Raw genomic sequence first — 11,902 nt, 5'->3', positions numbered from 1 at the left:
CCCACCCTCGAGGGGCGAGCCTCCTCCAAATTGTTGAATAAGTTCCATCGGTCAAGATCAATGGAGCCAGACCATGAGAAAGGAAAGCATCAACAATTCGATACCGGAGAATGCTACAGCAGCGATCAGTGCGGCGCATCTGCTTCATCCGGCCAAACACTTCGATCACCCGCGTGATGTGCTTGCCGCAGACGACATCGGTAATGACGAGAAGCGTGCCATTCTCGCGTCATGGGCATCCGACATCTTTGCCATCGAGTCCATCCCAGCCCTTCGTCTTTATCCTGGTGCGGATAAAGCCGTCTCTTACGATGAGATCATCGAAGCGCTGAAAACCTTGGACAAGCACCACCAGCGAGCCGGAGAGCAAGACTTATCAAGCTCCTTCGGCGTCCACAGGACGCTCCGCCGGAAACCAAAATCGCGCCGATTTGGTCGCCTTGGCCTCTGCAGCTACCGGAAAGGAGATCGCCGCCGACAGCCGTTCGAGATGTAGCGACCACCGTAACAGCCGCGTGCCTGTTTAGGACGCAGGCAGGATTTTTACCGACGACTCTTTGCTCATTTGAGGAGGTTTTGCCGATGAAGATCGCTCAGATCGCGCCACTCGCTGAAAGTGTTCCGCCCAAATTCTATGGGGGAACCGAACGCATTGTTTCCTATCTCACCGAAGAACTTGTCGCCCAGGGCCATGACGTCACGCTTTTTGCCAGCGGCGACTCTGTCACCAACGCCAGGCTGGTGGCGTGCTCGGATGTCGCACTCAGGCTCAACCAGGCTGTTGAAGACCACTTGCCACATCAGGTCGTGATGCTGGAGGAGATCCGCCGGCGGGCGCACGAATTCGACGTGCTGCACTTCCATATCGATCTCCTGCATTTTCCGCTGATCCGGGATTTTGCCGATCGCACGGTCACGACGCTGCATGGGCGCCTCGACCTGCCGGACCTCAAGCCCTTTTACAAGGCTTTTCCCGATATTCCGCTGGTATCGATCTCCAACGATCAGCGAGGTCCGATGCCACCGGTCAACTGGTCCGGAACGGTCTATCATGGCCTGCCGGTCGACCTCCTGCCTTTCACCGAAAAGCCCCAGGGGAATTATCTTGCCTTCCTCGGACGGATATCGCCGGAAAAGCGCCCGGATCGTGCCATCGAGATCGCGACGAGGGTCGGTATACCGCTGAAGATCGCGGCCAAGATCGATGATGCCGACAGGGCCTATTGGGAGACGATGATCGAGCCGATGATCAAGAGCCACCCGAATGTCGAATTCATCGGTGAGATCAACGAGCAACAGAAAGCCGACTTCCTCGGCAACGCTCTTGCGCTGCTTTTCCCGATCGACTGGCCTGAGCCCTTCGGACTGGTCATGATCGAAGCCATGGCATGTGGTACGCCGGTCATTGCGTTCGGATGCGGCTCCGCGCCGGAGGTCATCGACAATGGCGCGTCGGGCATCCTCGTCGACAGCGTCACGGAAGCGGCCGAGAACGTCGAATGGGCTTTGCGCATGAATCGAAAGAAAATTCGGGCGACCTTCGAGAAGCGTTTCAGTGCAGAACGGATGGCGCGGGACTACCTCGATATCTATCGCAGCCTGCCTGGCGTTCGCACCCAGGCGGCCCCGCTACGCCGCGCGAATGGTCGAGGCTTGGATCTCCAAGTCGTTGCATAGGGAGATTTGTGGCATGTCGGCCCCTTTTGTGGATAGCCAGTCATCCGTCGCATCGGTAGAACCAACCACGCCGATGGCGCAATTCTTCATCCCAGCGGCCGCATCGCTGCAGGAGCGCCGGCCGCGCACCCTGAAGCACGGCGATACCTTTGCCGTCTTCGACCACAATGGCGATGCGCTTTCCGGACCGGGTAGCCCGGAAGGCCTGTTTCACCGGGATACCCGCTATCTTTCGCATCTCTACCTGACCATCAGCGGAAAGCGACCGATGCTGCTGTCGTCGACGCTACGCGACGACAACGCAACGTTGACCTGCGATCTCACCAATCCCGATCTTTTTGACGAGAAGGGCAAGCTCACGCTCGAGCATGATCTCATTCATCTGCGTAGGTCTCGCTTCCTGTGGAATGCGCGTTGCTGCGAACGGCTGGCCATAAGGAACTACGATGATCGGCCACAACATGTTCGTATCGAAATCGCGTTCGGGACCGATTTCGCCGACCTTTTCGAGGTCCGCGGAACCACAAGAGGAAGGAGAGGGCGGCATCTTCCCGCCGTCATAGAGCAGGACTCGATCCTCCTCTCCTATATCGGCCTTGATGACCGCAAGCGATCCACGCGTCTGTCGTTCGCTCCCCCGCCGGATGAAATCCGCAGCGATCTCATTGCCTATGATCTTCATCTCGGGCCGCGCGAGACGCGGTCGCTCTTCATCGAGATCGCCTGCGATCAGACCGCAGCCGACCGCCTGAGCCACCGTTCATTCTTCTTAGCCCTACGGGATGCCCGCCGTGCATTGCGCTCGTCTTCCTCGCGCGCGGCGTCGATCGTGACGTCCAACGAGATATTCAATGAGGTTGCGCGGCGCAGCATCTCCGATCTTTACATGCTGATGACCGACAAACCGGAAGGGCCTTACCCTTATGCCGGCATTCCCTGGTTCAGCACCGTCTTCGGGCGCGACGCGCTGATCACCGCGCTTCAGACGCTCTGGCTCGATCCGCAAATCGCCCGCGGCGTGCTCGGGCATTTGGCGGCGAACCAGGCGACGGAGATCGATCCCGTCGCGGATGCCGAGCCCGGAAAGATCCTTCACGAAGTGCGTGATGGCGAAATGGCCGAACTCGGCGAGGTTCCTTTCCGGCGCTACTATGGCAGCATCGATTCGACGCCGCTCTTCGTGATGCTCGCCGGCGAATATCTCAACCGGACCGGAGATCTCGCTACCATCCGGCGGCTACTGCCGCATATCGAGGCGGCGCTGACCTGGATCGACGAGCATGGCGATCGTGACGGTGACGGTTTTGTCGAATATGGGCGGCTAACAGAAGAAGGATTGATCAACCAGGCATGGAAAGACAGCCATGATTCCGTCTTCCACGCGGACGGCACGCTGGCCAGAGGGCCAATCGCGATTGCCGAGGTTCAAGCCTATGTCCATGGCGCCTGGCAAGCGGCGGCGGAAATCTTCCGCCTGCTCGACCGGCCGGAACAGGCCGCACGTTTTCTCGCGCGGGCCGAAGGCCTGCGCCGCTCCTTCGACACGTGCTTCTTCGATGAGGAACTAGGCACTTATGTGCTTGCCTTGGACGGAGATAAACGCCCCTGTCGGGTCCGATCATCGAATGCCGGCCACGCGCTCTTGACCGGCATTGCCTATCCCGAGCGTGCCAGACAAGTTGTCCGCACGCTGATGAGCGCGCCTTCCTTCTGCGGCTGGGGCGTCCGCACGATCGCCTCCACGGAGGCACGCTATAATCCGATGAGCTACCATAACGGCTCGGTCTGGCCGCATGACAATGCCTTGATCGCCAGTGGTCTTGCCCGTTACGGCTATCGCGCCGAAGCGGCACGGATTTTCGAGGGGCTGTTTGCCGCTTCGACCTATATCGACCTGCGCCGGCTTCCGGAACTCTTCTGTGGCCTGCCGCGCCAGCGGGCGCAGGGCCCGACCTTTTATCCGGTCGCATGCTCACCGCAGGCCTGGGCTGCCGCGGCGTCGCTGTCGCTGCTGCAATCCTGCCTTGGTCTCGATTTCGATCCGACTGCATTGCAGATCAGCTTCAAAGAGCCGGAACTTCCCGCCTTCCTTAACGAGGTTATATTGCGGCACCTGCTGATCGGCAAAGGTTCGGCCGACGTTGCTCTTCGCCGCTCCGGTCGTAATGTGGTGGTTGACGTGATCGACCGCAGGGGCGATGTCCGAGTGCTGACGACGGCATAGGCGAGGCAGCGTCTGCAAGGCGGCACGGTTACCCGCCTTGGCTATTCCGGTTCATCTTCGTCGGAAACCAGCAGGTCGACCAGGGTGGTAACCCTGCCGCTCGGCAAAGGTCGTCCTTCACCTATCAAGGCTTCGTCGTTGTTGGCCCACACGAATGCCTCGGAGAGTTCAGCCTGCGTTGCGCCCGTCGCGATGACATCGGCCACGAGAGTTCATCGACAGGGCCAAGGATGGTGATGACGTCGTCGGAAGTCATTGTCATATCCATTGCTCCTTTGTGGACTTTCCTATCTGAGCTCCCGCCGAATCTGGTGACGGAAACGAAAAAATCAAATTTTTATGCCGGGCAATCTCACTGCCCTTGAACTCGCAACTAGCTGAATTATATCAATATTGTTCGATTGCCCAATGGGGATCGATAGTCCAGGAGGCGCCATGTGCTCTTGGCGTCTCCTTGTATCCATGTTGCTTACAAGGAGGATATGGCTATGAGGACAAACCTCGATTTTTCCCCCCTGTTCCGTTCGAGCATCGGCTTCGACCGAATGTTGAATGCGCTCGAGGCTGCAAGCCGCATCGAGACGATCGACAACTGGCCCCCGTATGACATCGTCAAGTCCGGTGAGGACGAATACCATGTCGCGATGGCAGTGGCAGGCTTCTCGCAGGACGAACTGACGATTACCCAGGAGCAGAACATGCTCTTCGTATCGGGTCAGAAGGCAAATGCCGAAGACGTGCAATATCTGCACCGCGGGATTGCCGGCCGTTCGTTCCAGCGTCGGTTCGAGCTTGCGGATCACGTCAAGGTCGTCGGCGCGGGCCTCGTCAATGGTCTGTTGACGATCGATCTCAAGCGCGAAATCCCTGAAGCGCTGAAGCCGCGCGAGATCGAGATTAGGACCGACATGGCTCTGCCGAACGCCGACATGAAACAGATCGAGTCCGACAAGCGGGCGGCTTAAGCCCTTCGAACGCCATAAGCGCGCAAGACGCCGGGCAATGCCCGGCGTCAATAGGGAAATTTTGCCGACTGATCCAACAGAAAGGAGAAAATCATGAGTGTTCGTGATCTGATTCCCTGGGGCCGCAACAATGGCAACCAGGTTCCGAGTGTCCTGCGCGATGACGATCGTGATCCTTTCCTGTCGCTGCATCGCGAGGTGAACCGTCTGTTCGACGACGTCTTCCGCGGCTTTGGCTCCGGCCTGCGGGCCTTCGGGAGCGGTACTGGTTTCAGTGCCGGCTGGCCAAGCGTCGAGATCTCCGACACCAATAACGAGATCAGGGTGACTGCCGAGGTGCCCGGCCTCGAAGAGAAGGACATCGAGGTCCTCCTCAACGACGGCGTGCTGACGCTGAAGGGTGAGAAGCGCTCCGAGACCGAAGACAAGGATCGCCAGTTCACCGAGCGCTATTACGGCCGCTTCGAGCGCCGCATCCCGCTCGGGGTAGAGGTCAAGGATGACCAGGTCGATGCCCGCTTCAAGAACGGCGTGCTGACTGTCACTTTGCCGAAGACGGACAAGGCGCAGTCGCAGGTCAAGCGCATTGCCATCAGACATTAAGGAAAAGCCGGAGGGCGCCCTCCGGCTTTTTCTGCGTCAGCATGTTCGACAACAAGGAGTGATCTATGTTTGCGCTCATAAGGCTGATCAAGCCATTGATCATCGTCTTCACCGTCTCCCTGCTTGCTGGGGCCTCTCCGGCCCAGGCCCAGTTCGCGCCCGGAATTGGCGGTGGTGTACCCACACTTGCTCCGATGCTGGATAAGGTTACTCCAGCGGTCGTCAACATCTCGGTTGTTTCGCAAGCGCCGGAAGAAGATAACCCGCTCTACAGTGACCCCTACTTCCGCCGCTACTTCAACCTTCCGGATCAGCCTCAGGCGGAACCGCGTCTGAGTGCCGGCTCGGGTGTCATTGTTGATGCGACGCGAGGCTACGTGCTGACGAACCATCATGTCGTCGCAAATGCCCGCAAGATACTCGTGACGCTGAAGGACGGCAGGGGGCTGGATGCAAAGCTTGTCGGCTCCGACAAGGGTACCGACATCGCCGTTCTCCAGATACCGGCCCGCAATCTGACCGGGTTGCCCTTTGGTGACTCGGACGCATTGCGCGTTGGCGATTATGTTGTGGCGATCGGCAATCCCTTCGGTCTTGGTCAGACCGTTACTTCCGGCATTGTCAGCGCGCTTGGCCGAAGCGGTCTTAGCCACGAAGGTTATGAAGATTTTATCCAGACGGACGCCTCGATCAATCCTGGCAACTCAGGTGGGGCGCTCGTAACCTTTGACGGGAGGCTTGCGGGTATCAACTCTGCCATCCTCAGCCCAGCCGGCGGCAACATCGGCATCGGCTTTGCGGTGCCGAGCAAGATCGCAAGATTGGTGATGACCCAGCTGATCCAACATGGAGAAGTCGTTCGCGGCAAGCTGGGCGTTGCAATTCAGGATATTGATTCCGATATGGCTGCGTCGCTCGGGTTGGATGATGCGCGCGGTGCGCTGATCGCAGCGGTTGAGACCGGATCCCCGGCCGCTGGAGCGGGATTGAAACCGGGTGACGTGGTTGCGGCTGTCGATGGTCGACCGGTTACTGGGGCGGCTGATCTGCGCAATCGCATCGGGCTAACGCCCGTAGGCTCTCAGATTGAGCTAACAGTCAGGAGCAGTGGCTCCGAGCGCACGGTAAAGGCGCGCGTGAGCGGATCGTAGAAGTCGGTCTCGCGGCAGGCCATGTGTTTCAGCCGCGGCCTGTCCACGGCCAGGAATGCTCATCAACGGGGAATTCAATGGTGTCAGCTTTCGTTAGGCCTGGTGGCGAATGCAAAGAAGCACTCAAAGACCCCTAGCGGAATGCAGCGCCTTTGATAAGACACGAACCGTCGACCATGCTGATCTACGGCTGTAAACGTGAAATTCGGCGGCCTACGGCGCCAATACGCGATCCTAACCCGTGTACTAAACTCGCTCATCGCAGCAGCCCGACTTCTGCCGGACCGCAATGTGTAGAGGATCGGCCTGGCGGTCTGGTGGCTCAGGCTCGGCATCGACATCGACATTGAACGCATCAAGCCGGGCAACCCGCAGCAGAACGGCCGCCATGAGCGCATGCATCTGACACTGAAACTTGAAACAACCAAGCCGGCCGGAGACAATTTCCTGCAGCAGCAGGCTCGCTTCGACGATTTCGTCGAGAAATTCAACACCGAGCGGCCCATCAGGCGCTCGGCATGGCTTGCCCGGCAGAACGCTACGGCGCTTCACCGCGACCCTATCGCGGCCTGCCGGATCTCGACTATCCATTCCACGACCAGACGGTCATCGTCACCACATGCGGCCGCATCTGCTACAAGCGCAAGAAAATCAATCTCAGCCAGCTCTTCGCAGGGCAGGCCGTCGGCATCAAACAGGTCGAAGACCGCATCTGGCTCGCAAGCTTCATGGATTACGACCTGGGATACTTCGATGACGAGACATGCAGGCTCGAACCCTTTCGGCCCGAAAGTGTTACCTATGTCTCAGGAATAAAACGTAACCTATGTGTCCAGAACGGACCGGCTTAGAGTGGTGCTGGAAGCAGACCGCTGCGAACCAGTCTCAGTAACTGCATTTCCCTGTTTTCGGCCGGTTTACAGGGAATTTTGTAATCTCGACTACTCCGGCACCCTGGATGGCACTAAATTGCTATGCTGCCAGAAGGTGTTAGCTTCAAATTCCCTGGTTACAGGAACAGGGAAAGTTTTCACCGGAACTGGGAATTTTGCGCGTCTATCAGAAAACGCCGGACGCCCATTAGCTCCTCATTCGGGAGAGCAGTCGAGGTGATTGATCATGCGCATCGATGAGGTATTTAGAGATCGACCAGTAGTCTGAGCTATATATACGTCCGGCGCACCTCGGCTAGCCTGCTGATTGAGGGTGGCGGTCAGGCTGCCTCGTTCCGCTTTGCCTCTTCCTCGCGGCGCTTCGCCTCGAAGGCACGCCTTCCGTTAACTGGAAGGCATCGCGCTTCGCGAGAAGGTCGCGGTTCTTCGGCGCCAGGTTGTGGACGATCTTCGAAAACTCGGAGAAAAACCGGTCGGCATCGACACCGGTGCCCGGCAGCGCTTCCGTCACCAGGAAATCGTAGAGCGTCTCGTCGAGCGCGAGACCATTTTTTTCGATGCGGGCCATCGGATGTCCCCATGCAGGATTGGTCGGCAGATATCGGTTTCAGAGGGATTCGGATAATCTCAAGAACAGATCGACCCCTGCCTGTGCACATTCAGTGTCCTGAGCGGGTGTGCCCGAGCTTAACCCAATGCCACCTACGACCTCCCCGTTCACAACTACTGGGAGTCCTCCCGCAACTACGACAAGTCTTCCGCCAATTGCAGAGTTGATTCCATAAGCAGGACTTCCTGGCTGGCTGGCGGTACCATAGCTTTCCGTCGTTCTCTTCGCCCCAGCAGCAGTAAATGCTTTGTCCTGAGCAATGATAGTGCTCGTTAGCTTACCCCCGTCCATTCTTTCGAAAGCAACAAGCTGCCCGGATTCATCGGTGACAGCAATGCACATAGGAACACCGATCTGTTCGGCTTTTGCTCTAGCTCCAGAGATGAGCACTCTCGCATCATCAAGGCTTATCCGGTTGATTCGCAGCATCAGTTTTTCCTCGTAGGCCTGGTTTTGCCTGGCTTTGTGCGGCGGTTCTTAGCTTGGACCACCCCCCGAGATGCCTCTCATCAGCATAACGGTCGGTATCGATTCAAAGCTTGCTTTGGGAGTAACCGAAAAGTTTGCGAGATCGCAGGCAGGGTTCCCCTTTTTCCACGATGCGGCAAAAGGGGCGCAACCTGCGCTCTTGTAAGATGCAATCACAGGGATAGCGGCAGCAGCTGCTCCACGCTCTTGCGGGCGTCACCGTAGAACATGCGGGTATTCGACTTGTAGAACAGCGGGTTCTCGATGCCGGAGTAACCGGTGCCATGGCCGCGTTTGGAGACGAACACCTGCTTGGCCTTCCACACTTCCAGGACCGGCATGCCGGCGATCGGCGAGTTCGGATCCTCCTGGGCGGCCGGGTTGACGATGTCGTTGGAGCCGATGACGATCACGACATCGGTCGAGGGGAAATCGTCATTGATCTCGTCCATTTCCAGCACGATGTCGTAGGGTACCTTGGCTTCCGCGAGCAGCACGTTCATGTGACCCGGCAGACGTCCCGCCACCGGATGGATGGCGAAGCGCACCGTCTTGCCGGCGGCGCGCAGCTTGCGGGTCAGTTCGGCGACCGGCTGCTGCGCCTGCGCCACCGCCATGCCGTAACCCGGCACGATGACGATGGAATCGGCATCGTTGAGCGCGGAGGCCACGCCGTCGGCATCAATGGCGATCTGCTCGCCTTCGATCACCATGGCCGGACCGGTGGAACCACCGCCAAAGCCGCCGAGGATGACGGAAACGAACGAACGGTTCATCGCCTTGCACATGATGTAGGATAGGATCGCACCCGAGGATCCGACCAGCGCACCAACGACGATCAGCAGATCGTTGCCGAGCGTGAAGCCGATCGCCGCCGCGGCCCAGCCGGAATAGCTGTTCAGCATCGATACCACGACCGGCATATCCGCGCCGCCGATACCCATGATCAGGTGATAACCGATGAAGAAGGCAAGCAGCGTCATCAGGATTAAGGTCCAGACGCCGGCCCCGTTGACACACATCAGGAGCAGCAGCAGCGACAGGACGGCGGCACCGGCATTCAGGAAATGCCCGCCCGGCAGCTTCTTCGCCTTGCCATCCACCTTGCCGGCCAGCTTGCCGAAGGCGACGACCGAGCCGGTGAAGGTGACCGCACCGATGAACACGCCGAGGAAAACCTCGACCTTCATGATGGCGAGTTCGACTGGGTCCTTATGCGCTAGGATGCCGGCGAAGCCGGTCAGCATGGCGCGCGCCGTGGCGTCCATGCCGGCGATGCGGGCTGCTTCGATATGGGCGTTGAAGCCGACGAACACGGCAGCAAGGCCGACGAAGGAGTGGAGCGCCGCCACGAGCTGCGGCATTTCCGTCATCTGGACGCGACTTGCCACATAGTGGCCGAGTACTGCACCACCGGCGATCATCAATACGATGATGAACCAGTTGCCCATACCGAGACCAAAGACGGTGGCGATGACGGCGAGCGCCATGCCGACAATGCCGTACCAGACGGCGCGCTTGGCGCTTTCCTGTCCGGAAAGACCGCCGAGCGAAAGAATGAATAGAACGGCTGCAGAGATATAGGCGGCGGAAACGATACCGATCATCATATGCGATAAACCCTTATACTCTCTGGACCGATCAGGACTTCTGGAACATGGCGAGCATGCGCCGTGTCACCATGAAACCGCCGACGATGTTGATCGTCGCCACCAGCACAGAAAGGGCCGCGAGCACGACGACCAGCCAGCTGCCCGAACCGATCTGCAGCAGTGCGCCGAGGATGACGATGCCGGACACGGCGTTGGTCACCGCCATCAGCGGCGTATGCAGCGAATGCGAGACGTTCCAGATCACCTGGAAGCCGACGAAACAGGCAAGCACGAAGACCACGAAATGGTTCATGAAGCTCGCCGGGGCTTGAGAGCCGACGATCAGCAGCAGCACGGTGGCGACGAGGAGCAGAATTGACTGGCTCCTGGTCTGCGCCTTGAAGGTGGCGGCCTCGACCGCCCGCTTCTCTTCCGGCGTCGGTTCCTTTTCCCTTTCCTTCGGCTTCTGGGTGGCAATGGCTTGGATCTTCGGCAGCGGCGGTGGGAAGGTGATGCCGCCTTCGAAGGCAATGGTCGCGCCGCGAATGACGTCATCTTCCATATTATGGACGATCTTGCCGTCCTTGGCAGGCGTCAGGTCGGCCATCATGTGGCGGATATTGGTGGAATAGAGCGTCGAGGCCTGGGCAGCCATGCGGCTCGGGAAATCGGTATAGCCGACGACGACGACGCCATTGTCGGACACGACCCGCTGCTCGGCGACGGTGAGGTCGCAATTGCCGCCACGTTCTGCGGCAAGGTCGATGATGACGGAACCCGGCTTCATCATCGCCACCATGTCGGCCAGCCAAAGCTTCGGCGCATCGCGACCGGGGATCAGCGCTGTGGTGATGACGATATCGATCTCGGGCGCCAACTCGCGGAATTTTCGAAGCTGCTTCTCGCGGAATTCCGGCGAGGACGGCGCGGCATAACCACCGGTCGCGGCGCCATCGGCAACCTGATCCTTGAAGTCGAGGAAAACGAATTCCGCACCCATGGATTCGATCTGCTCGGCCACTTCCGGGCGAACGTCGAAGGCATAGGTAATAGCGCCGAGCGAAGTCGCGGTCCCGATCGCAGCAAGGCCGGCGACGCCGGCGCCGATCACCAGCACCTTGGCCGGCGGCACCTTGCCCGCGGCCGTCACTTGGCCGGTGAAGAAGCGGCCGAAATTGTTGCCGGCCTCGATGACCGCACGATAACCGGCGATATTGGCCATTGAAGACAGGGCATCCATCTTCTGGGCGCGCGAAATGCGCGGCACCATGTCCATGGCGATGACGTTGGCGCCGGTGTGCTTGGCCTGTTCAAGAAGCTCCTTGTTCTGGGTCGGGTAGAAGAATGAGATCAGCGTCTGGCCGGGCCGCAGCCGTTCCATCTCCGAGGGTTCCGGCGGCCGAACTTTGACGACAACGTGGGCCTGATCGTATAGCTCCGCAGCGCTATCAACGACTGTGACACCAGCCGACCGATAGGCTTCATCCGAAAAGCCAGATTTCTGCCCGGCACCAATTTCCACAAGGCATTCGAAGCCGAGCTTCTGAAGATGCAATGCGCTATCAGGAGTTAATGCTACGCGCGCATCCCCCAGGAAGAGCTCCTTTGGAGCGCCAACGATGGTTTTCATAGTCTCTCGATTTCTGTCGAGGCGTCTTCGGCAGAGAGGGACCAAGAAACTCAACTGCTTGGCATGCCGTCACTTGGTAAATCACTGAC

Annotated in this window: 9 protein-coding genes and 3 pseudogenes; 7 read left to right on the top strand and 5 right to left on the bottom strand. The window is 59.0% G+C overall.

What is annotated here, in order from left to right; all coding sequences use genetic code 11:
• The first annotated feature begins 73 nt into the window (after positions 1-73).
• The 3 genes from J2X76_RS13030 to J2X76_RS13020 all read left to right on the top strand — a co-directional run bounded on the left by J2X76_RS13030 (position 74) and on the right by J2X76_RS13020 (position 3,901).
• Positions 74-496: a hypothetical protein gene (locus tag J2X76_RS13030; protein ID WP_310216668.1), complete on the top strand. Its 423-nt coding sequence runs from the start codon at positions 74-76 to the stop codon at positions 494-496.
• Between the two features lie 86 nt (positions 497-582).
• The gene (locus J2X76_RS13025) at positions 583-1,677 is read left to right on the top strand and encodes a glycosyltransferase family 4 protein (protein ID WP_310216666.1); all 1,095 of its coding nucleotides are present in this window, start codon (positions 583-585) and stop codon (positions 1,675-1,677) included.
• 13 nt (positions 1,678-1,690) lie between these two features.
• The gene (locus J2X76_RS13020) at positions 1,691-3,901 is read left to right on the top strand and encodes an amylo-alpha-1,6-glucosidase (protein WP_310216664.1); all 2,211 of its coding nucleotides are present in this window, start codon (positions 1,691-1,693) and stop codon (positions 3,899-3,901) included.
• 41 nt (positions 3,902-3,942) lie between these two features.
• Here J2X76_RS13020 and J2X76_RS13015 read toward each other — a convergent pair.
• A pseudogene (locus tag J2X76_RS13015) lies at positions 3,943-4,163 on the bottom strand (hypothetical protein).
• 226 nt (positions 4,164-4,389) lie between these two features.
• Between J2X76_RS13015 and J2X76_RS13010 the strand changes: the two are divergent.
• The 4 genes and pseudogenes from J2X76_RS13010 to J2X76_RS12995 all read left to right on the top strand — a co-directional run.
• Entirely contained in the window at positions 4,390-4,866 is a 477-nt protein-coding gene (locus J2X76_RS13010) for an Hsp20 family protein (RefSeq protein WP_310218015.1), read from the top strand.
• Positions 4,867-4,959: 93 nt separating this feature from the next.
• Positions 4,960-5,469 carry an Hsp20/alpha crystallin family protein gene (locus J2X76_RS13005; RefSeq protein ID WP_310216662.1) on the top strand — a complete coding sequence of 170 codons (510 nt, stop codon included), beginning with the start codon at positions 4,960-4,962 and terminating at the stop codon, positions 5,467-5,469.
• 65 nt (positions 5,470-5,534) lie between these two features.
• The gene (locus J2X76_RS13000) at positions 5,535-6,620 is read left to right on the top strand and encodes a Do family serine endopeptidase (protein WP_405030030.1); all 1,086 of its coding nucleotides are present in this window, start codon (positions 5,535-5,537) and stop codon (positions 6,618-6,620) included.
• A gap of 306 nt (positions 6,621-6,926) precedes the next feature.
• Positions 6,927-7,436 (top strand): annotated as a pseudogene (locus tag J2X76_RS12995) (integrase core domain-containing protein); the annotation flags it as partial.
• 465 nt (positions 7,437-7,901) lie between these two features.
• Here the strand turns inward: J2X76_RS12995 and J2X76_RS12990 are convergent.
• The 4 genes and pseudogenes from J2X76_RS12990 to J2X76_RS12975 form a co-directional block, all read right to left on the bottom strand.
• Positions 7,902-8,081 (bottom strand): annotated as a pseudogene (locus tag J2X76_RS12990) (hypothetical protein); the annotation flags it as partial.
• Positions 8,082-8,120: 39 nt separating this feature from the next.
• A complete protein-coding gene (locus J2X76_RS12985; RefSeq protein ID WP_113286083.1) occupies positions 8,121-8,552 on the bottom strand; it encodes a heme-binding protein in 432 nt (143 codons plus the stop codon).
• A gap of 212 nt (positions 8,553-8,764) precedes the next feature.
• Entirely contained in the window at positions 8,765-10,201 is a 1,437-nt protein-coding gene (locus tag J2X76_RS12980) for an NAD(P)(+) transhydrogenase (Re/Si-specific) subunit beta (RefSeq protein ID WP_310216659.1), read from the bottom strand.
• 31 nt (positions 10,202-10,232) lie between these two features.
• Complete coding sequence (locus J2X76_RS12975; RefSeq protein WP_310216656.1) at positions 10,233-11,813, bottom strand: Re/Si-specific NAD(P)(+) transhydrogenase subunit alpha; 1,581 nt, start codon at positions 11,811-11,813, stop codon at positions 10,233-10,235.
• Positions 11,814-11,902: the final 89 nt, after the last annotated feature.

Origin of the sequence: Neorhizobium sp. 2083 (genome assembly GCF_031455615.1) — a bacterium.
Taxonomy (GTDB): domain Bacteria; phylum Pseudomonadota; class Alphaproteobacteria; order Rhizobiales; family Rhizobiaceae; genus Neorhizobium.
This window is presented reverse-complemented; position numbering and strand designations above follow the sequence as displayed.